Origin of the sequence: Pseudomonas sp. lyk4-R2A-10 (assembly GCF_030209075.1) — a bacterium.
GTDB classification, from domain to species: domain Bacteria; phylum Pseudomonadota; class Gammaproteobacteria; order Pseudomonadales; family Pseudomonadaceae; genus Aquipseudomonas; species Aquipseudomonas glycinae.
Genome location: NZ_JARVSR010000011.1, coordinates 737,982 through 758,383, shown reverse-complemented (window position 1 = coordinate 758,383; position 20,402 = coordinate 737,982). Strand labels below are relative to the sequence as shown.

23 protein-coding genes are annotated in these 20,402 nt (G+C 61.5%); 10 read left to right on the top strand and 13 right to left on the bottom strand.

Translation table 11 applies throughout. The features are described from left to right. Nucleotides 1-47 precede the first annotated feature (47 nt). Nucleotides 48-1,334, bottom strand: coding sequence for an MFS transporter (locus QRN46_RS20725; protein WP_102685983.1), 1,287 nt, complete (start codon nucleotides 1,332-1,334; stop codon nucleotides 48-50). Between the two features lie 146 nt (nucleotides 1,335-1,480). On the opposite strand from QRN46_RS20725, the gene QRN46_RS20720 reads away from it, so the two are divergent. Further along, entirely contained in the window at nucleotides 1,481-2,392 is a 912-nt protein-coding gene (locus QRN46_RS20720) for a LysR family transcriptional regulator (RefSeq protein WP_011332935.1), read from the top strand. Between the two features lie 34 nt (nucleotides 2,393-2,426). Here QRN46_RS20720 and QRN46_RS20715 read toward each other — a convergent pair whose 3' ends face one another. The 3 genes from QRN46_RS20715 to QRN46_RS20705 are packed head-to-tail and all read right to left on the bottom strand — an operon-like array spanning nucleotide 2,427 to nucleotide 4,276. Further along, on the bottom strand, nucleotides 2,427-2,969 hold the full coding sequence (locus tag QRN46_RS20715; RefSeq protein ID WP_011332934.1) for a DUF2937 family protein: 543 nt from the start codon (nucleotides 2,967-2,969) through the stop codon (nucleotides 2,427-2,429). A gap of 13 nt (nucleotides 2,970-2,982) precedes the next feature. Continuing rightward, entirely contained in the window at nucleotides 2,983-3,759 is a 777-nt protein-coding gene (locus QRN46_RS20710) for a class II glutamine amidotransferase (protein WP_011332933.1), read from the bottom strand. A gap of 16 nt (nucleotides 3,760-3,775) precedes the next feature. Beyond that, on the bottom strand, nucleotides 3,776-4,276 hold the full coding sequence (locus QRN46_RS20705) for a hypothetical protein (protein WP_011332932.1): 501 nt from the start codon (nucleotides 4,274-4,276) through the stop codon (nucleotides 3,776-3,778). 99 nt (nucleotides 4,277-4,375) lie between these two features. Between QRN46_RS20705 and QRN46_RS20700 the strand changes: the two genes are divergently transcribed. Together QRN46_RS20700 and QRN46_RS20695 are read left to right on the top strand one after the other, a co-directional pair. Beyond that, a complete protein-coding gene (locus QRN46_RS20700; RefSeq protein ID WP_011332931.1) occupies nucleotides 4,376-6,430 on the top strand; it encodes a S9 family peptidase in 2,055 nt (684 codons plus the stop codon). Between the two features lie 115 nt (nucleotides 6,431-6,545). Continuing rightward, entirely contained in the window at nucleotides 6,546-7,019 is a 474-nt protein-coding gene (locus QRN46_RS20695; RefSeq protein WP_007956482.1) for a cyclic nucleotide-binding domain-containing protein, read from the top strand. Here QRN46_RS20695 and QRN46_RS20690 read toward each other — a convergent pair. Beyond that, nucleotides 7,016-7,300 (bottom strand): hypothetical protein, encoded by a 285-nt coding sequence (locus QRN46_RS20690; RefSeq protein ID WP_039772629.1) that lies wholly within the window; start codon nucleotides 7,298-7,300, stop codon nucleotides 7,016-7,018. The two genes, QRN46_RS20695 and QRN46_RS20690, sit on opposite strands and share 4 nt — an antisense overlap. 79 nt (nucleotides 7,301-7,379) lie before the next feature. On the opposite strand from QRN46_RS20690, the gene QRN46_RS20685 reads away from it, so the two are divergent. The 4 genes from QRN46_RS20685 to QRN46_RS20670 all read left to right on the top strand — a co-directional run bounded on the left by QRN46_RS20685 (nucleotide 7,380) and on the right by QRN46_RS20670 (nucleotide 9,514). Then, the gene (locus QRN46_RS20685) at nucleotides 7,380-8,066 is read left to right on the top strand and encodes a spermine/spermidine synthase domain-containing protein (RefSeq protein ID WP_011332930.1); all 687 of its coding nucleotides are present in this window, start codon (nucleotides 7,380-7,382) and stop codon (nucleotides 8,064-8,066) included. Nucleotides 8,067-8,114: 48 nt separating this feature from the next. After that, the gene (locus QRN46_RS20680) at nucleotides 8,115-8,486 is read left to right on the top strand and encodes a YajD family HNH nuclease (RefSeq protein ID WP_007944009.1); all 372 of its coding nucleotides are present in this window, start codon (nucleotides 8,115-8,117) and stop codon (nucleotides 8,484-8,486) included. A 98-nt stretch (nucleotides 8,487-8,584) separates the two neighbouring features. Continuing rightward, nucleotides 8,585-9,055 carry an RNA methyltransferase gene (locus tag QRN46_RS20675; protein ID WP_007958066.1) on the top strand — a complete coding sequence of 157 codons (471 nt, stop codon included), beginning with the start codon at nucleotides 8,585-8,587 and terminating at the stop codon, nucleotides 9,053-9,055. 81 nt (nucleotides 9,056-9,136) lie between these two features. Next, nucleotides 9,137-9,514 carry a YgaP family membrane protein gene (locus QRN46_RS20670; RefSeq protein WP_011332928.1) on the top strand — a complete coding sequence of 126 codons (378 nt, stop codon included), beginning with the start codon at nucleotides 9,137-9,139 and terminating at the stop codon, nucleotides 9,512-9,514. 3 nt (nucleotides 9,515-9,517) lie between these two features. Here QRN46_RS20670 and QRN46_RS20665 read toward each other — a convergent pair whose 3' ends face one another. Next, a complete protein-coding gene (locus QRN46_RS20665; protein WP_285356888.1) occupies nucleotides 9,518-10,747 on the bottom strand; it encodes a hypothetical protein in 1,230 nt (409 codons plus the stop codon). A gap of 20 nt (nucleotides 10,748-10,767) precedes the next feature. Further along, entirely contained in the window at nucleotides 10,768-11,217 is a 450-nt protein-coding gene (locus QRN46_RS20660; RefSeq protein WP_007958058.1) for a YcgN family cysteine cluster protein, read from the bottom strand. A 279-nt stretch (nucleotides 11,218-11,496) separates the two neighbouring features. On the opposite strand from QRN46_RS20660, the gene QRN46_RS20655 reads away from it, so the two are divergent. Then, entirely contained in the window at nucleotides 11,497-12,090 is a 594-nt protein-coding gene (locus tag QRN46_RS20655; RefSeq protein WP_221615185.1) for a nitroreductase family protein, read from the top strand. A gap of 53 nt (nucleotides 12,091-12,143) precedes the next feature. On the opposite strand, the gene QRN46_RS20650 is transcribed toward QRN46_RS20655, so the two are convergent. The 4 genes from QRN46_RS20650 to QRN46_RS20635 all read right to left on the bottom strand — a co-directional run bounded on the left by QRN46_RS20650 (nucleotide 12,144) and on the right by QRN46_RS20635 (nucleotide 16,386). Continuing rightward, complete coding sequence (locus QRN46_RS20650) at nucleotides 12,144-13,076, bottom strand: D-2-hydroxyacid dehydrogenase (protein ID WP_007958054.1); 933 nt, start codon at nucleotides 13,074-13,076, stop codon at nucleotides 12,144-12,146. A gap of 106 nt (nucleotides 13,077-13,182) precedes the next feature. Continuing rightward, entirely contained in the window at nucleotides 13,183-13,476 is a 294-nt protein-coding gene (locus QRN46_RS20645; protein WP_007958052.1) for a YcgL domain-containing protein, read from the bottom strand. Then, complete coding sequence (rnd, locus tag QRN46_RS20640; protein WP_007958043.1) at nucleotides 13,473-14,606, bottom strand: ribonuclease D; 1,134 nt, start codon at nucleotides 14,604-14,606, stop codon at nucleotides 13,473-13,475. Before rnd ends, QRN46_RS20645 begins: the two co-directional genes overlap by 4 nt. A 130-nt stretch (nucleotides 14,607-14,736) precedes the next feature. Beyond that, nucleotides 14,737-16,386: a phosphoethanolamine transferase gene (locus QRN46_RS20635; RefSeq protein ID WP_285356882.1), complete on the bottom strand. Its 1,650-nt coding sequence runs from the start codon at nucleotides 16,384-16,386 to the stop codon at nucleotides 14,737-14,739. Between the two features lie 298 nt (nucleotides 16,387-16,684). On the opposite strand from QRN46_RS20635, the gene QRN46_RS20630 reads away from it, so the two are divergent. After that, nucleotides 16,685-17,869 (top strand): cyanate transporter, encoded by a 1,185-nt coding sequence (locus QRN46_RS20630; protein ID WP_285356880.1) that lies wholly within the window; start codon nucleotides 16,685-16,687, stop codon nucleotides 17,867-17,869. A gap of 198 nt (nucleotides 17,870-18,067) precedes the next feature. Beyond that, nucleotides 18,068-19,003 carry a LysR family transcriptional regulator gene (locus tag QRN46_RS20625; protein ID WP_236192108.1) on the top strand — a complete coding sequence of 312 codons (936 nt, stop codon included), beginning with the start codon at nucleotides 18,068-18,070 and terminating at the stop codon, nucleotides 19,001-19,003. A 3-nt stretch (nucleotides 19,004-19,006) separates the two neighbouring features. Here QRN46_RS20625 and QRN46_RS20620 read toward each other — a convergent pair whose 3' ends face one another. After that, entirely contained in the window at nucleotides 19,007-19,372 is a 366-nt protein-coding gene (locus tag QRN46_RS20620; RefSeq protein ID WP_285356876.1) for a 5-carboxymethyl-2-hydroxymuconate Delta-isomerase, read from the bottom strand. A gap of 57 nt (nucleotides 19,373-19,429) precedes the next feature. After that, nucleotides 19,430-20,356 (bottom strand): LysR family transcriptional regulator, encoded by a 927-nt coding sequence (locus QRN46_RS20615; protein WP_011332920.1) that lies wholly within the window; start codon nucleotides 20,354-20,356, stop codon nucleotides 19,430-19,432. Nucleotides 20,357-20,402 lie beyond the last annotated feature (46 nt).

Here is a 20,402-nt window from a genome sequence, read left to right as displayed (position 1 = left end):
GTAGCTTTTGTCTTTTTTTATCGTAGGGCGTTGTCGCAGGTTATCAGTTACTGCGCGTCCAGTTGCTTGCCACGGGTTTCCGGCAGGCTCAACGCCGCGAGGATCACCACCCCGTAGGACACCGCCGCAAAGGCACCGATGCCTACGCTCAGTGGCACCTTCTGACTGAGCAGGCCGATCAGCAGCGGGAACAAAGCCGCCAGCGCCCGACCGATGTTGTAGCAGAAGCCCTGCCCCGAGCCACGAATCCGGGTTGGAAACAACTCGGTGAGAAACGCGCCCATCCCACTGAAAATCCCCGAGGCGAAAAAGCCCAGCGGGAAACCCAGCCACAGCATCACGCCGTTGCTGACCGGCAATTGGGTGTAGAGCAGAACGATGGTGAACGAGCCGACGGCGAACAGGATGAAGTTCTTCTTGCGGCCCAACAGGTCGGTCAAATAGGCGCTGATCACATAACCGGCGTAGGAACCGATGATCACCATCGCCAGATAACCGCCGGTGCCGAGTACGCTCAAACCGCGTTCGTTTTTCAGAAAAGTCGGCAGCCAGGAGGTAATCGCGTAATAACCGCCGAGGGCGCCGGTGGTCAGCAGCGAGGCACGAATCGTGGTGAAGAGCATGCCGGGGGCGAAAATCTCGTAGAACTTCGAAGGGCTTTCCGGGGTTTGTCTGGCCTTGGCTTCGCGGTAGATCTCCGGATCTTTCACCAGACGGCGGACGAAAATCACGAACACCGCCGGCACGATGCCAAGGATGAACAGTGCGCGCCAGGCGTCTTCCGGTGGCAGCACCGAAAACAGCAGCGCATACAGAATCGCCGTCAGGCCCCAACCCAAGGCCCAGCCGGATTGCACCATGCCCACCGCCTTGCCGCGGTCCTTGGCCCGGATCACTTCACCGATCAGCACCGCACCGGCGGTCCATTCACCGCCGAAACCGAAGCCCATCAAGGTGCGGGCAATCAACAGCTGTTCGTAGTTCTGGGCAAAGCCGCAAAGGAAAGTGAAGAAGGCAAACCACAGCACCGTCAGTTGCAGGGTGCGCACGCGGCCGATGCGGTCGGAGAGAATTCCCGCCACCCAACCGCCGATGGCCGAAGCGATCAGGGTGCTGGTGTGGATCAGGCCGGCTTCGCCGGTGGTGATGCCCCACATTGCGATCAGGGTCGGCACCACGAAGCTGAGCATCTGGGTGTCCATGCCGTCCAGACCGTAGCCGATCTTGCAGCTCCAGAAGGTCCGGCGCTCCTGCTGATTGATGTTGCGATACCAGTCGAACGGGCCGGGACGGGCCGCAGTCTTGGGGAGGTCGAGGGTGTCGGGCGCACTCATGGCATGTCTCCGCAGGCTTTTATTGGTCTTGTTCGAAGCTCCGACGACGCCTATCGTGGGAACCGGATGCGTCGATTCTTGGGTGCGTCACCCGGTCGCGTCCAACGAATAAAAACCCGCCCAAGACATAAGAAAAATTTGTTGCCATGAACCTGAAGTTTCTCGAAACGTTCGTCTGGGTCGCCCGGCTGAAAAGTTTTCGCCTGACCGCCGACAAGCTGTTCACCACTCAGGCCTCGATCTCAAGCCGGATCGCGGTGCTCGAAGGCGAGCTCGGGGTGAAGCTGTTCCTGCGTGATTCACGCGGCGTCAGCCTGACGCCCGAAGGTTTGAAAGTGCTGGACTATGCCGAGCAGATGCTCGACACGATGCAGGCGCTGAAGCAGTCGATCGAGACCCGATCGAGCAAGGTCGGCCGGGTGCGCATCGGGGTGATGGACACGGTGATCCACACCTGGCTCAGCCCGCTGGTGGCGCAGATGACCGATCTGTACCCACGGGTGGAAATCGAGCTGGTGGCGGATACCTCGCTGAACCTCTGCGATCAGCTGCAAAAAGGCTTTCTCGATCTGATCCTGCAAACCGATCTGGTGCGCCAGGAAAGCGTGCGCAGCCTGGAGCTGGCCAGCCACCCCATCGGCTGGATCGTCGCCAGCAACTCGATCTACAACCGCGATTACCAGAGCCTCGCCGACCTGGCCCAGGAACGGATCATCACCTACTCGAAAAACTCCCGGCCGCACCAGGACATCCTGGCGTTGATGCAGGCCCAAGGTGTGTTGGCGCCACGGTTGAACTGTGTGAATTCGGTATCGGCGATTACCCGGCTGTTACGCGACGGGTTCGGCATTGGCGCGTTGCCGCCGGTGCTGGTGGCCGAGGAGCTGACGCGGGGCGAACTGACCCTGCTCGACATCGAACAGCGCCCGCCGAACCTCCAGGTCGTGGTGTCGTGGCGGGTCGGCGTGGAATGGGTCGAGGAAATTGTGACGCTGTGTCAGCAGGTGCTGGAGGGGTATACGCGCAAGGTGGGCAAGGATTACATCGCTTTAAGTTGATCGTTCCCACTGCGTGGGAACGATGCATCGAAGCTTACAGCCCTCGCACATCCCGGTCTTCGATCGGCCGGCTCTGGCGCAGGCGCTTGCCGCCCAGCACCACCCAGTCGATCAGACGGAACAGGCATTCAAGGCCGAACGACAGCAACATCGCGCCGCTCATGCCCCAGATCATCGCCTCAGGCGTCAGCAGGATCTGGTAGCTGTAGCCATTCCAGGTTTCCTTGCGGATGTCCGGATCGGCGGCCAGCACCACCTGCAGGAAGCGGATGTACCACGGGCCCTGCATCGCCTGGAATTGCTTGTCCAGCGCCAGCTGACGGTTGAGCAAAGTGCTCAAGCTGTCGGCATCGCTGCGAAACACCGGATCTTCGCTGGCACGGTAATGGGCGACCAGCGCCTGGATATCCCCTTTGAAGAACTGCTCGGCGGTGCCCTGGAAGCCGCGCAGACCGGTCTGCGCCTCGATCAGGTGCGCTTCGACCCGCTTGGCGTAATCGTTGATGAAGCCCGGCACCTGGACACCGATCAACAGGCCCGCCGCAAACAACACCAGCCGTAGATAACTGAGCAACATGGGGGTGCAATCCTTATTCGGTCGTGCCTTGGCTTACGCATTCGCCGCGTCGCCACAGGCTCCATTGGCCCGGTTCGTAGCGGGTCCAGGTTTCGTTTTCGGTCAAGGGTTCAGTGGCAATCACCGTCACCACGTCGTTGGGCGTGGTTTCGGCCTGGAAATCGACGATCACATCGACGTCCTTGAGCCGCGCCGGGCCAAACGGTGCACGACGGGTGATCTGCGCCAGTTTGGTCGAGCAATAGCAGAACAGCCAGTCGCCGTCGCTGAGCAGGCAGTTGAACACGCCTTTGCTGCGATATTCGGCGCAGGCTGCGACCAGATCCGGCAGCAGCACTTCTATATCGACCGGTTCCGGAAACGCTGCACGTACCCGGTTGAGCAAATCGCAGAACGCCGCTTCGCTGTCGGTATCGCCGACCGGGCGGTAGAAACTTTTGATCGGGGAGAAATCGGCGAGCTGGCCATTGTGCGCGAAGCACCAGTTGCGCCCCCACAGCTCGCGGACGAACGGGTGGGTATTGGACAGGCAGACCTTGCCGACGTTGGCCTGGCGGATGTGACCGATGACCACTTCGCTCTTGATCGGATAACGCTGCACCAGATTGGCGACTTCCGACTCGCTGCTGGCCGCCGGGTCCTGGAACAGGCGCAAGCCGCGCCCTTCGTAGAAGGCAATGCCCCAGCCGTCGCGGTGTGGCCCGGTGCGACCACCGCGCTGCATCAACCCGGTGAAGCTGAACACGATGTCGGTCGGCACGTTGGCACTCATGCCCAGTAATTCACACATGTGCGGACTCTCGTGATTACAGGCGCGGCTCGACCCGCATGCGCTGCGGATTGCTCGGTACCGGCGGGCGACCGTAGCGGTCATCGCCGGCGCCGCCGAACGGTTGATCGGCGTCACGCTCGTCTTCGGCGCGGGCGGCTGCGCGAGCCGCTTCGGCCTGTTCCTTGCGAGCGTTCGAAGCGCGCTCGATCGGGAAACGGATCAGCACGAAAATCAGGTACAGGCCGAACGCGATCATGGCGTACATGAGCAGTTCGGAAATGGCGCGCCAGGCGTTGTTGCCGACCTTGAACGCCAGATCCAGCGCGGTGATGGCGATGGCCGGGGCGAATTTTTCCTTCACCGGATCAATGATGGTCGGGCTGAACAGCAGCACCACCATCAATACACGCAGCGGCTCGCGCAGCCAGCGCCACATCCAGCGGGTCATGCGCATCCACACCAGCAGGCAGCCCACGGCGGCAAAGGCGTAAAGGCCCCAGGCGATCAGATAGTCGTTCTCGGTCATGGTGTCCATGGCAAGGCAGGCAAATAGGCGCTTATAGTAACGACTTTTCGCACGTCAGGCTTCCCCGCCGTCCGTGCGGCCCTTATTTGTCATGTCCGAGAGCTTTCCATGCCCGTATCCGCCAACGTCATCAGCGCCCCGATTGCCCACAAGGCCGCCGGTCACGACCCGTACGCCTGGCTGCAGGAACGCGACACCGACGCGGTGCTCGACTACCTCAAGGCTGAAAACGACTATCAGCAGGCGCAGACCGCCGATCAGGCCGAACTGCGTGAAACCCTGTTCGAAGAGATCAAGGGCCGGATCCTCGAAACCGACCTGTCGCTGCCATCACCATGGGGCCCGTACCTGTATTACACCCGCACCACAGCGGGTGACGAATACGCCCGCCACTACCGCTGCCCGCGTCCGGCCGACGACAGCCTGACCCTCGACGAAAGCCGCGAACAATTGCTGCTCGACCCGAACGCCCTGGCCAATGGCGGCTTTTTCTCCCTGGGCGCGTTCAGCATCAGCCCGGATCACCAGCGTCTGGCCTACAGCGTCGATGCCTCGGGCGACGAGATTTACACGCTGTTCGTGAAGGAATTGTCCAGCGAGCGCGTCAGCGAACTGGAATTCCAGGACTGCGACGGCAGCATGACCTGGGCCAACGACAGCCTCACGCTGTTCTTCGGCGTGCTCGACGACACCCACCGCCCGCACAAACTGTTCCGCTACCGCCTGGACGGCACCGCCGCCGAAGAGGTGTTCCACGAGCCGGACGGGCGTTTCTTCCTGCATTGCTACCGCGCCAGCTCCGAGCAGCAATTGCTGTTGTCCCTGGGCAGCAAGACCACCAGCGAAGTCTGGGCGCTGGATGCCAATCAGCCGCAGCAGCCATTCACTTGCCTGGCGCCACGGGTCGAGGATCACGAGTACGACGTCGATCACGGCAAGCTCGATGGCGAATGGACCTGGTTCATCCGCACCAACCGCGACGGCATCAACTTCGCCCTGTATCAGGCGCCGGACACCGGTATTGCACCGAGCGAAGCCGACTGGCAGAACCTGATTCCGCACAGTGATTCGGTGATGCTCGATGGCGTGACCCTCAACGCCGAAGCCCTGACCCTGAGCCTGCGCGAGGGTGGTCTGCCAATCATCGAAGTTCGACCACACGGTCTGGCGCCTTATCGCGTGCAACTACCGGACGCGGCCTACAGCCTCTACGTGCAAAACAGCCTGGAATTCGAAAGTGACCGCATTCGCCTGCGCTATGAAGCGCTGAATCGTCCGGCTCAGGTTCGGCAACTGATCCTCGCCACCGGCGAGCAGACTGTGCTCAAGGAAACCCCGGTGCTCGGCCCGTTCGACGCCGACGCCTACGTCAGCCAGCGCCTGTGGGCGACCGCGCCGGACGGCACCCAGGTGCCGATCAGTCTGGTGATGAAACGGGAAATGGTCGGCAAAGCGGTGCCGCTGTACCTGTACGGTTACGGCGCCTACGGCTCAAGCCTCGACCCGTGGTTCTCCCACGCCCGCCTGAGTCTGCTGGATCGCGGCATGGCGTTCGCCATCGCCCATGTGCGCGGCGGCGGTGAACTGGGCGAAGCCTGGTACCGCGCCGGCAAGCAGGAGCACAAGCACAACACGTTCAGCGACTTCATTGCCTGCGCCGAATTCCTGATCCTCAACGGCATCACCACCGCGCCACAGCTGGCGATCAGTGGCGGCAGCGCTGGTGGTTTGCTGATCGGTGCGGTGCTCAACCAGCGTCCGGATCTGTTCGGTGTGGCGATTGCCGAAGTGCCGTTCGTCGACGTGCTCAATACCATGCTCGACCCGGACCTGCCGCTGACCGTCACTGAATACGACGAGTGGGGCAATCCCGAAGAGCCGGAGGTCTACGAGCGGATCAAGGCCTACGCGCCGTACGAAAACGTCACCGCGCAGGCCTATCCCGCAACGTTGGTGATCGCCGGCTACAACGACAGCCGCGTGCAGTATTGGGAAGCGGCCAAGTGGGTGGCGAAATTGCGCGCGACCAAGACCGATGACAATCCGCTGCTGCTCAAGACTGAACTGGGCGCCGGCCACGGTGGCATGAGCGGGCGTTATCAGGGATTACGTGACGTAGCGCTCGAATATGCATTTGTTTTCAAGGTTCTGGGCATTGTCTGAGGAACTCCGCCGGTCAGTCAGGTCTTAATTCCGGGCACCGGGCACCGGGAGCCGATAAGCAGATCGGCCCCCGGTGGCGAGCCTGCCACCCGACACAACAAAAAGATTGCATGACATGTCAGAACCAACCCTACTGAACAACGAAATTCGCGACTGGCTGATGGACTGCGGCCTGTTCGATCAATTGCAGCTGGCGGATTTTGCCGCCGCTTCGGGCTACTTCAGCATCAGTACCGTGGCTGAAGGCGAAGCGATCTTTCGCGAAGGCGATGCCGGCAGTTTCATGTGCATCATCCACACCGGCCAGGTGGCCGTGCAGAAAACCGGCGGCGACGGTCAGGTCGTGACCATGGCCACCCTGCGCAGCGGCCGGGCGTTCGGCGAAATGGCCGTACTCGACGGCGAACGCCGCTCGGCGACCTGCGTGGCGGCGAGCAACTGTCAGTTGCTCAACCTCGGCAAGGATTCGCTGGAAAAAATGCTCAACGACGCGCCGAAGATCGCCGCCAAAATCATCCGCGCCCTCGCCGTCTCCCTCTCCAAACGCCTGCGCATGGCCGACGGCCAGCTCGCCGCCCAGCAGATCTAGCCTCCCGGGGATTTGGGTTTGCTGTCGTTCTGTTCCAGGCCCGGCAATGGCTGATCCTTGGTCGGCGGGCTGGGCATTTCGATCGGCACCAGTGGCGGGCCGCCACTGCCGGGGCCGGCCTTGGGAATCGGCACCGGGCTGATCTGCGGATACGGGGTTGGCGTCGCCGTACCGGGCGAACCCGGTTGCGGTGTCGGACTGACGGGAATCGTCTGTTGCGCCTGTACGGCAGTTATCGAGAGCGCGGCCAGGGTAATGACCGTTAGAATGGTGCGCTTCATCAAGGGCTCCGTTGGCCTGAAGTCTGCCTTCAGGCTACTCCCAACGCGCCGGCTTGCCTTCCCCCCTGTAGAGATTTCCATGAAACGTTTCGTTCTGCTCGACACCACGCCGATCCCTGACAACGGCGGCGCCCTGTGCCTGTTCGAGTATGGCGAGGATTTCGTCATCAAGATCCAGGGCGGCGACGGCGGCCAATTGATGAACACCCGCATGCACGGCTCCGAAGACGCGCTGGCAGAGATCCCGTGCCGCAAGGTCGCCGGCCGGCCGAATTCGCGGGTACTGATCGGCGGTCTGGGCATGGGCTTCACCCTCGCCTCGGCGCTCAAGCATCTGGGCAAGAGTGCTGAAGTAGTGGTCGCCGAACTGGTGCCCGGGGTGGTCGAGTGGAACCGTGGCCCGCTCGGTGAAAAGTCCGGACGTCCGTTGCTCGACCCGCGCACGGTGATCCGTCAGGAAGACGTGGCCAAGGTGCTGCAAAGCGAGCCGAACGGCTTCGACGCGATCATGCTCGACGTCGACAACGGCCCCGAAGGCCTGACCCAGAAGGCCAACAGTTGGCTGTATTCCGCCGCCGGTCTTGCCGCGTGCGCCAAGGCCATGCGGCCCAAAGGCGTGCTCGCGGTGTGGTCGGCCAGCGCCGACCGGCAGTTTTCCGACAAATTGAAGAAGGCCGGTTTCAAGGCCGAGGAAGTCCAGGTCTTCGCCCACGGCAACAAGGGCACGCGCCACACGATCTGGATTGCCGAGAAGCTCAAGGGCTGAGCTAAACTTGCCCCATAACCGTCATTAGTCTTCTGCAAAGGTGAACCCATGAGTTCGTCCACCCCGACCAACACTTCGAAGCTGGATCGCATCCTCGCCGACAACCAGCGCGACAAGGAAATGGGCTACCGCGACAAGGCCCTGAAGATGTACCCGCACGTGTGCGGCCGCTGCGCCCGTGAGTTTTCCGGCAAGCGCCTGAGCGAGCTGACCGTGCACCACCGCGACCACAACCACGACAACAACCCTCAGGACGGTTCCAACTGGGAACTGCTGTGCCTGTACTGCCACGACAACGAACACTCGCGCTACACCGACCAGCAATACTTCGGCGAAGGCTCGCTGAGCACGCCGAAAATCGCCAAGGCCACGCACAATCCGTTTGCGGCGCTGGCCGGCCTCATGAAAAAAGAAGACTGAGTCGTCCGTGATCATTCCCGCCCCGTGCGGGAATGATCGGTTCCACCCTCCCCCAATCCCCGTATAATCGCCCTCTTTTTCCCGAAGGCACCCCGCTCGTGGCAGACAAACGGTACAGCTGCATTGGTTTGTATAACCCCAAATCACCGGAAAACGTCGGTTCGGTGATGCGCGCCGCAGGCTGCTACGGCGTGTCGACCGTGTTCTATACCGGCAAGCGCTATGAACGCGCCGCCGACTTCGTCACCGACACCAAGCGCGTGCACTACGACATCCCGCTGATCGGCATCGACGACCTGAAAAAGATCCTGCCGCTCAATTGCGTCCCGGTCGCCGTGGAACTGGTCGATGGCGCCCGCCCGCTGCCGGAATACACCCACCCGGATCGCGCCCTGTACATCTTCGGCCCCGAAGACGGCTCGCTGGATCAGGAGATCCGCGACTGGTGCGAAGACGTCGTGTACATCCCGACCACCGGCTGCATGAACCTCGCCGCCACGGTCAACGTTGTGCTCTACGACCGCATGGCCAAAGGCCTGAATACCCGCTCCGGACCGAAATTCCGCTGAAACGCCGCACATCCGATGGAACGAGCTGACCGCCTGCGCAGTCAGCTTGTTTATCCATTACTCATTGCCTGGAGAAAGATCATGACCGAGCTCAAACGCGTCGAGCGTATCGAATCCACCCCGTTCCAGAGCCGTCCTGAGCAGAACGTCGAAGGCTGGGAGCGCATCGGCTCGCTGGCCGGCGGCGTGATCATGGTCGGCAAGGGCCTGCGCCGTGGCGGGGTATTCGGGCTGATTCAGGTGGCGATTGGCGGCGTGGCCATGGCCCGCGGCATTACCGGTCACAGTTCGGTGAAAAGCCTGCTGGAGAAAAGCCGTCAGGACATGAACAACGTGCGGGCGAAGATCGAGCGGGCCGGTGAAGAACTGAGCAAGCTCAAGGCCAATGCCGAGGCGGCGACCAACACTGCCACCGTGACCGGCAATGACTCGGTGAAATCGCCGAAAGCCGGGGGCTGACCGCTACCGGACCAACCCGGTATCAAGGACTTTGGACGACTCGCCGAGAATGCTTTCGGCGAGTTGCACAAATTCTTTTGTATCGACAGTCCCCAAGTGCATCGCCCCGCGCAGCACGTCATCCAACGACCGCTTGTTTCGGGTCTTCAGGCGAATCTCGCCGTCCAGCTCCTGCAACAACAGCACCGCTTTCGACAGCTGCGCCGGGCTGATCTGCTCGCCGCGCAGGGTCGTGACTTTCTGACTGTCCTTCGCAAGTTTCGCCTGCAAGCTCTGATAACGCTCGTCACTCATGCCGCCGGCACGGCGCACCAGTTCGATGGCGTAATACTCGGCAAACCCTTCGCTGATCCAGTCGCTGCGCTGCTCGTCGTTGATCCGCCCGAACACCTGCGCCAGCTCGCGCACCAGGGCGCTGCTGCCGCTTTCGCTGACCAGCGGCAACCGCGTGTTGAGGTAGATCGACTCCCGCGCCGCCAGACTGCCGCGCCACATCGGGTCATTGGCGCCGACGATCAGCAGTTTGCTCGGATGGCGGGGAAACACCGCCTGCACCTGCGGCCAGACAAACGTCAGCAGCGTCAGCACATCCATCCGGCGCATGCCCTGACCTTGCGGCGACGCCACGGTGACTTCGGTTTCGCCCAGCCGGGTGCGGCGGCTGCCGAGGTGGCCGGCGAGCATCCAGCCGGTCGGGCGGTCGAACAGGCGTGACGGATTGTCGATACGGAATTTGTTCTTGCCGATGCGCGGCCAGGCGGTTTCGACGCTTTTCCAGCCGTCGGGCAATTCGAAGTGCAGGCGCGCGACCAGTTCGATACCGTCCTGCTGATCAAGCCTGGCCGGCGGCACCAGTTCATCGCCGCGCATCAACGCCCAGGTCGGGGTCATGCGCGTGTCGAAGCTGCCGTTCTTGCGGCCGTGGCTGATGCGCACGCGATAGGTCAGGCTGGCCTTGTCCGCCGTCGGGCGCCACACCCCGCGCGCCGCTTTGCCCGGTGTCAGTTGCCACTGGCCGTCGGCCTTGAAGTCGCTGTAGTGGCTGCCATCGCCAAGATCAAAATCCAGGCTGCGCACCGCTTCGCCCTTGGCAAGGGTCAGGCGCACTTCGGCCTGATCGCTCTGCGGCAGCAGGCGTACCTGATAATCCAGATCGACTTTCTTCGCCGCCCACACCGGCGCACTCAGCGCCAGCAGCGTGACGATCAGCGCCCGGCGCAATCCCGTCGCCATACCTGCTCCTGGGTCAATCGTTAACCTGCGCGGAAAATCAGGTGATCTTCCCAGTCGTCTTCCGGCACGCTGCCTTCGGCGAGCATGCGCCCGGACTGGGAAATCCGTTCGTGGTGCACCGCGTCGCGATCACCGCAGACCAGGTGATGCCACAGCGGCAGATCCTTGCCTTCGCTGACCAACCGATAACCGCAGGTCGGCGGCAGCCATTTGAACTCTTCGGCCTGGCCCGGGGTGAGCTGGATGCAGTCCGGGACAAACTTCATGCGGTTCGGGTAATCGCTGCACTGGCAGGTTTTCAGGTCCAGCAGTTTGCAGGCGATACGCGTGTAATAGACGCTGTTGTCCTCTTCATCCTCGAGCTTCTGCAGGCAGCACAGGCCGCAACCGTCGCACAGCGATTCCCATTCCTCGTGATCGAGTTGATCGAGGGTTTTGCGTATCCAGAACGGTTCGACTTTGGCGGCCATGGCTCAAGCATCAACATCAGGTGGTGAAAAGGCCGCCAGTCTAGTGCCCAAGGCCCCGTGGGCCAAGCGCTGGCGACTGCCGGTTGTGCGGGGCTTGTCAGTTTTTGCGCGGCCAAGTAGCTTTGCCGGTCACACCAGGCCTCTGCCGGATGCCATTAACGCTCGACCGCGTTGCATCCGGTGAACTGCAGGCTTGCGCCACAACCCCATCGTTCAGCTCAACTGATCCCGCCGGGTTTCGCTTCCAACCTGTCCTCAAACGTAGCAAGGAATCTTTCGATGAGTGCCAACCCTCGCGTTGCCGAATACGCCATTCACCCGCAGTTCACCGATCGCTGGTCGCCGCGCGCCTTCACCGGCGAAACGATCCCGGAAGAAACCCTGCTGAGCTTCTTCGAAGCCGCGCGCTGGGCGCCATCGGCGTACAACTCGCAGCCGTGGCGTTTTCTCTACGCCCGTCGCGACACGCCGAACTGGGAGCGTTACCTGGGCCTGCTCAATGAATTCAACCGCAGCTGGGCGCAGCACGCGTCGGCGCTGGTGATCGTGATTTCGAAGACCACCTTCACCGCACCGGGCGCGACCGAGGAAACGCCGGCGCTGTGGCACACCTTCGACACAGGTTCCGCCTGGGGCCATCTGGCGCTGCAAGCGAGCCTGAGCGGCTGGCACACCCACGGCATGGCCGGCTTCGATCAGGAACTGACCCGCAAGGAGCTGAACATTCCAGAAGGTTATGCGCTGCATGCCGCCGTGGCGGTGGGCAAGCTGGGTGACAAGGCAACCCTGGCGGATTACCTGCAAGCACGGGAAACGCCGAGCCCGCGTCGTCCGCTGAGCGAGCTGGCAGCTGAAGGCGATTTCACCCTTTAAAGCTTCACCACATGATCGTTCCCACGCTCTGCGTGGGAACGATCTCGAAGAGCTCAGTAACCGCGTGCGAAATCCACTTCCCCGCGCAACGCCTCTCCCGCCTGATACGCTCGCAAGTTATCCAGAAACAACTGCACCATCATCGGCGGCGAGGTCGGCGCCGAGCTGTGCCCCGTCAGCAACAAGCCCCATGCAGTCCAGAACGGATGCCGTTGCGGCAACGGTTCCTGACGGCAGACATCGATCACCGCGCCCGCCAGATGACCTTCCTTCAACGCTTCGACCAGATCCGCATCGACCACTGCGACACCGCGTCCGGCGTTGATGAACAACCCGGTCGGCTTGAATTGCTTGAACAGCGCCGCGTCGTAAATGTCGTGGGTGTGCTCGGTGTTGGGCAGCAGGTTGACCACGTAATCCGCCTCGCCCACCAGACGCGGCAAGTCCGCCATCGAACCGACTTCGACAAACGGCGCCTGCTCACGGGCGCTGCTGGCGATGCCGTACAACTCGACGCCGAACGGCAGCAGGAACTGCGCCACGCTCTGGCCGATGTCACCGGTGCCGACGATCAGCACCTTGCGCCCGACCAGACTCTGGCCGGTGCGGTTGTCCCACTTGCGCTCGACCTGGCTGACCAGCCGCGCCAGTACTTCGCGTTCGTGGCCGAGCATGTAGGTCAGCACGTATTCAGCCATGACCTGGCCGAAAATGCCGACCGCCCGGGTCAGGCGGTAATCCCGGCGCAGGCCGTCGGCCAGCAGCGGCGTGATCCCGGCCCAGGTCGATTGCAGCCATTGGGGCTGATGACCCTGACGCAAAAGGGTCGCCAGCAGATCCGGCTGGCCCAGCCACACCGGGCAATCGACGGCCTGGCGGGCCAGTTCGGCGGAGTCGCCGCTGGTCAGTACTTCAAGCTCCGGGGCCGCCTGACGCAGCAGTCGGGCGTATATCGCGTGGTCGTGTTCAGCAATCAGAACGCGCATCTTCAAACCTTTCGCAAACCGTGCAGGCGGCCGTCCACTTCGTGGCAGCCGTCGCCGTAAAAACCGTTCCAGGGGTTACCAGAGGCCCAGGACAGGGCCTCGCGGATCAGACGGGGTCGTTGCGTCGCAGCAACTCTTCGGGCAAGTGCTCGATGTACTCTTCCTCGGCCGGTGGCATTTGCAGGTGATAGCCCTGCTTTTCGAGGTTTTCCAGGACCACGGCGATGTCTTCGCTGGCCAGCTTGCGCTCGGGGGTCAGTACCAGATCGAAGGAATGCTTCGCCTTGCCGAACGCCGCCATCAGGCCTTCCGGCACGCGCTCCAGCGCATCGCTCTTGAGCACGTACAGGTACATGCCGCTTTTCTTCGAACTTTGATAAATGGAACAAATACGTTTCAAGGCTGTTCTCCGGCGGTGGCCAGGCTGTCGAGCAGCTTCTGGCCCATCAATTCGCGGCGCCAGCCACGCAGCGAATCAGGCAATTGGTAAGGGCCCTCGGGGAAGCCGCTTTTGACCAGCGCTTCGAGGGTTTTCTTGCGCAGCATCAGTTCCGGCGCGATGCCCAGACGTTCGGCTTCGGCCTGACCGAGCGCCCGCAGCTGTTTGATCAGCGCGGCGGCTTCGATCGGCAATGGCTCCGGCACGGCTGGCGGCCATTGATCAGGCCCCACACTGCCAGAGCGCTTGATCAGATCAAGCAGAAACTCGCCGTCCTGACGCACGGTACGCGGGTGCATGTCTTCGATCTTGCCCAGCGCGCTGAGGTTGTCCGGTTGGGTCCGGGCCAGCGGCCACAGCGAGTGTTCACGCACGATGCGATTGCGCGGCAGGTCGCGGGCGCGGGCCTCGCGCTCACGCCAGGCGCACAATTCGCGCAGCACAGCCAGTTGGGCGCGAGACAGCTTCCACGCCAGTTTGGCCTCGCGATACACCTCGTACGGATCGGTCTCGCGGCGCAGGTTGGCGACCAGTTCGGCGCCGTCCTCCAGCACCCAGGCGAATTTGTCGTCGGACAGTTTCGGACGCAGTTGTACGAAAACCTCCGCCAGATGCACGGCGTCTTCGGCGGCATAGCTGATTTGCGTGTCGGACAACGGACGCTGCAACCAGTCGGACCGGGTTTCGCCCTTCGGCAGTTCGATGCCCAGCACTTCCTGCACCAGACGCGAATAGCCCATCGAGAACCCGAGGTTCAGGTAGGCAGCGGCCAGTTGGGTGTCGAACAGCGGCGCCGGCAGGCTGCCGGTCAGGCGCAGCAGGACTTCGAGGTCTTCGCTGCAGGCGTGCAGGACTTTGAGCACCGCCGGGTTTTCCAGCAGCGCGGCCAAGGGTTGCCAGGCGTTGATGGTCAGCGGGTCGATCAGGTAGGCGCGTTTGCCGTCGCCAACCTGCAACAGGCCGGCAATCGGATAGAAGGTGTCGACCCGCATGAATTCGGTGTCGAGGGCAACGAACGGCAGCTGCTGCCACTCGGCGCAAAACTGCGCGAGGCTATCGTTGTCGCGAATCCAGTGAATATCGATGGCCACACGGCTCTCCCTTCAAGAATGGCGCGCAGTATATATCGCCACCGGCGCTTTCCGCGCCTCTACAGGGCAAGAGCTTGATGAAATCTCCTGCCTGTGGGAAAGAATAGTCTTACAGAGTGAGTCTGCCGGCTCAGTCCTTGGCCAACACCCCGTCGATCACCGCGCCCCGGCAGCCGGCAAACATGTCCAGATCCGGCTGGTAGACCTTGCTCTGCACTTCCAGCAGACCGAGCATCGAGTGAAACAGGTTGTCCTGACTCAATGGCTTGTCGCGGCTCATTTGCAGGCAATGAGTGTCGACCGAGTAGGACTTCTGATAGCTGTCGGAGAACCAGGCCAGCATCGCCACGTGTTTCTGCTGCTCCGGCGCCAGCATGTACGGCGTGCCGTGGAGGAACAGGTTGTACTCACCCAACGACTCGCCGTGGTCGGACAGGTACAGCATGGCGGTATCGACCTTGTCCTGATTGCTGCGCAGCACATCGATCAGGCTCGACAGCACATGGTCGGTGTACACCAACGTATTGTCGTAACCGTTGACGATGCTCTCGCGGCTGCAATTGTTCAGTGCGTTGCTCTCACATACCGGAGTGAAGTGTTCGTATTCCTTTGGATAACGCTTGAAATACTCCGGGCCGTGGCTGCCCATCTGATGCAGGACCAGCACGGTGTCCTTGTCCAGGTGATCGATGAAGCTTTGCAGGCCCTGCAAGAGGATTTCATCGCGGCATTCGCTGTTGGCGCACAGCGCCGGGTCTTTCAGATTGCTGACATCCTGCAGGGTGACGCGATCGCAGGTGCCCTTGCAGCCGGACTGGTTGTCGCGCCAGATCACGTCGATCCCGGCACGCTTGAGCACGTCCAGCAGCCCTTCTTCATTCTTCGCCTTGCTGGCGTCGTAATCCTTGCGGCCCATGTTGGAGAACATGCACGGCACCGACACGGCGGTTTCCGTGCCGCAGGAATGCACGTCGGTGAAAGCGATCAGGCCGGCTTCCTTGTCCAGTTTCGGCGTGGTGTCGCGGCCATAACCAAGGATGCCGAAGTTTTCCGCCCGGGCACTTTCCCCCACCACCAGCACCGTCAGGGATTTGCGCGGATGGTTCTGCACGGCGGCGTTGCGCTGGGCATCTTCGCCGATTGTGACGAACGGTTGATGCACCGAAGCCACCTGCTCACGCAGATAACCGGCCGAGGCGCCGATGTAGTTGCTCGGCACCAGCATCAAGCGAATTTCGTGGTGATTGCGAAACAGCGACGACAGCCCTTGATAATTGGCCAGCGCCACGCCGCCAATGACTGCAACCGACGCGACACTCACCACAACTTTACTTAATAACTCGCGATGCCAGCGACGATAATTGACTGGAACTTTCCACAACAACCAGGACGGCAAGACACCCAGAAAAAAGATATAAGCGAGCAACTTCAAAGACAGCAGGTCGCGAACTTCCGTGGCGTTGGTTTCGGCAAAGTTGCGAAACATGCCGGCATCGATCATGACCCCGTATTGGCTCATGAAATAAGCCACGCCGGCACTGACCATGAACAACAACGTCAACACCGGTTTCAACACGGGTCGAAACGCCAGCAACGTCAGCACGATGTTATACGCCGCGAAGATCATCACCCCGAACGCAATACGCATGGCAATGCCCTTGCCGTCCGCAGCGGTAATATCGAACAGGTGCTGCCAGAGAACGAAATTGAATCCGGCCAAAAGAAAGGCGCTGGCAAACAACGTCACCCATTCCGGGCGCACGGCTTTTAACTTGAGCATGGCGAGGGGCGATTTCCTTGAAAGAAGTGCCGTCGTCAATTGTGAAAATTTCATTGACTCAGACCACACAAACTTTAAGCACGCAACCATCAATTTTTTGTGAAAAAGAAGCCAACGATTAGTTGGCCCATGAAATAACCATGAAACTTTTGGAGTATTTGAGAATGGTTCAGCTGTGGTTCAGTCGTGGGCAACGAAAACGCGGTATCGAATTTCTCGATAGCGCTCCCGACTTTCTGATTTGCCGCCCCGCTCGCCTGCCCGCCTAATCGGCAGCCTCTGGTTCAAAGGTCTGACGATGGAAAACGTACGCGCCACTGCCCGCCCCGCTGTCTGGCTGATGCTCGGCATCATCCTGGTCGCCCTCAACCTGCGCCCGTCGATGGCGGCGGTCGGGCCCTTGCTCTCGGCCATTCGCGGCGATATGGCGCTGAGTTTCAGTCTCGCAGCATTGCTGACCCTGCTGCCGGTGATGGCGATGGGGCTGGCGATGTTTTTCGGCATGACGGTCAGTCGGCGCCTCGGTGAACACCGCACGGTACTGCTGTCGTTGCTGATCATTGGCTTGGCGACGCTGTCACGGTTGTTTCTCGACTCGGCGGGCGGATTGATCGCCAGCGCCGTGCTGGCCGGGATCGGCATTGCCCTGATCCAGGCCTTGATGCCCGCGCTGATCAAATCGCGGTTTCCCGACAACGTGGCGCTGTGCATGGGGCTTTACGTCACTTCGATCATGGGCGGCGCGGCACTGGCCGCATCGTTCGCACCGTGGGTGTTGATGCAAACCGGTAACTGGCGGGCAGGGCTTGCCGTCTGGGCGGTTTTGGCACTGCTCGCCATTCCTGTGTGGTGGGCAACCCGTGCCACACCACCGGACACCACCCGGGCCGTCGTCAGAAAAGAATCCTTCATCACGAATTCCCGCGCCTGGTTGCTCGCGATCTTCTTCGGTCTGGGCACCGCGTCCTACACCTGCGTGCTCGCCTGGCTGGCACCGTACTACGTGGAAAAGGGCTGGAGCGAACAAAATGCCGGTCTGATGCTGGGTTTTCTGACGGCCATGGAGGTGATTTCCGGGCTGGTGGTGCCGGCCATCGCCAATCGCAGCCGTGACCGACGTCTGGTGCTTGGGGCACTGCTCGGCCTGATCATCGCCGGATTTCTGGGGCTGATCCTCAGCCCGCAGCACCTGAGCCTACTGTGGCCCTGCCTGCTCGGGCTGGGCATCGGCGGACTGTTCCCGATGAGCCTGATCGTGTCCCTTGATCATCTCGACGAACCGCAGCGTGCCGGCGGTCTGACCGCATTCGTACAAGGTATCGGTTACCTGATTGCCGGGCTGTCGCCGCTCATGGCCGGGGTGGTTCGCGATCGACTGGGCAGCTTCGAGTGGGCCTGGTGGTCACTGACGGCAGTGATGGTGCTTATGTTGCTGATGGTGCTGCGCTTCAACCCACGGCATTACGCGCAACACATGGACTAATCTGGCCGAGCCGTCTGGATAAAGGCTTCTGGCCACCTTTTCCGGGTTTGATTGTGTACGTCGTGTTACTAAAACTTTCTGTCCCACAACTGACCGTGAAAAGTCCTACAGGGCTTTGTCCTGGCACCATCGTTCCGTTACGATCATGCGCACACGTTTGCGCGGATTCGGCGCAAGGAGCACAGCGAGACAGAACGGATGCTGAACAGTAACTTGCTTAGAAAGCTCGACATGCAGGATCTCATGGTGTTTGTCGCCGTGTATGAGCAAAGCAGCGTCACCGATGTGTCGGAGGCGCTGTTCGTCAGCCAGTCCACCGTCAGTTACTGCCTGAAAAAACTGCGCACCAGTTTTGAGGACGAGTTGTTCGTCAACACCCGCACGGGCATGCGCCCGACCTACAAGGCCAGCAGCATGTACGGCCATGTGCAGAAAATCCTCGAAAGCATCAACCTGTGCCACGCCGGCGCCCCGACCTTCGACCCGATGGCACAACCGGTGACCTTCAACATCTGCGCACCGGAATACTTCGAACAACTGATCCTGCCGCGAATGTTGAAACGCTTCGACTTCGATGACTTACCGGTGATGGTCAACATGCACAAGTTCGAAACCGACGTGCCGGTCGAAGAATTGCGCGATGGCAGCCTCGATCTGGTGATCTGTTTCGGCCCGCACTTCCATCGCAGCCACGCCGACCTGAAATCAAGGATGTTGCTGGAAGATGACCTGGTCTGCGTCTTCGACAAACGCGCCACACCGCTTGAGCCGCGCCTCAGCCTGCAAGCCTTCACCGAACGCCGGCATGTGTTCCCGACACCGTGGACGTCGACCACCAACATGGTCGACGGCTGGCTGGCGCGCCAGGCGCAGAAACGCCAGATCGTCGCCCGTTCAAACAGTTACAGCGCGGCGTTGAAGATGATCACCGGCACCGATTTCATCCTGACCCTGCCCCGGCGCATTCAGCGTTTGCTGACCAACGACGCGGTGTTCAATCACTGCGAGGCGCCGAACGGTCTGCCGGGGTTCACCCTCGACATGCAGTGGAGTCACAACGTCGATCAGGACAGCGCCAACCTCTGGTTGCGCGAGCAGGTCATCAAGACCTGCGCGGAGCTGGAAGCGGCCTGAGTCCTACACGCCGATGGCGGTCTTGTTGTAGGACTCGCGGTCGATGTCGAGCAGTTCCACACTCAACTGCACCTCGACCCCGGCCGGCCATTCGCACAATTCCTGCAATACCGCCAACAGGCTCTGCGACAGTTGCTTCTTGATTTCCGGGGAACGCCCGCTGAGCAGCGCCAGCCTGACCGCGACAAAGGCGCGCTCGTTCATGGCGGTGCCGACCTTGAAGGTTTCAACTTTGAACGCACGGCTCTTGATATCGAATTCCGCCCCGAATTGACCGGAACCCACCAGGGTGTTGTTGAGCCGGATCAACGCAACATCGGCGTTCAGTTGCGGCAGGTTGGCGGTGTATTCCAGGTGCAGGTGCGGCATCTCGGTGCTCCAGTGGTTCGGCGGAAAGGTCGTACATATAACACAGCAATGCCTGACTCACTCCAGCGACGACATCACCGGCCGCTCACTCATGAATTGCTCCAGCCGCGAACGCAGCCAGCGCTCGCCCGGGTCGCTGTCAACGTGGCTGAGCCAGACCATCGACAGATCGAGGGTCGGAGTCTTGAACGGGAACGGCTCCTTGAACAGCAGTCCGGAAGCGGCCATGGCGTCGGCGGTGTAGTCCGGCAGGCTGGCAATCAGATCGGTGCCGGCCAGCAGCGCCGGCAACGAACTGTACTGCGGCACCGACAGCACCACCTGACGGGTGCGACCGATGTCCGCCAGCCACTCATCGGCGTAGCCACTGACATTGGCGGTGTGGGAAACCAGGACGTGCGGTCGTGCGCAATATTCATCGAGGGTCAGTGGCGTGTCGGACTTGTCGGCGCGCAGGATGCTCGGCTGAATGTGCCGCAGCAGTTTGCGCTTGGCGTTGGCCGGCAGGCCGCGGGTCTGGCTGATGCCGACGGTGATGTCGCCGGCGGCCAACAGGTCGGGAATCCGCCAGTAATCGACGTGCTGCACCACAAACACCACGCTCGGCGCTTCCTGGCGCAAGGCGCGCAACAACGGTGGCAGCAGGCCGAATTCGACGTCATCCGACAGCCCGATGCGAAAGGTCATGGTGCTGACGGCGGGATCGAAATCCCGGGTCAGGCTAAGGGCCACCGACAACGAGTCGAGCGCAGGCTTGAGATGGCGATAGATGTCTTCGGCACGGGCGGTCGGTTCCATGCGATGGCCGACGCGGATGAACAACGGATCGTTAAGCATGGTGCGCAGACGATTGAGCGCCGAGCTGATGGTCGGCTGGCCGAGAAACAGCTTCTCGGCGGCCCGGGTCACGTTGCGTTCGAGCATCAAGGTCTCGAACACCACCATCAGGTTGATGTCGGCCTTGCGTAGTTCATTGCGGTTCATCCATTGCCCCCCGATCCCCAGATTGCGGGCAGTGTAGAAAGGCCGC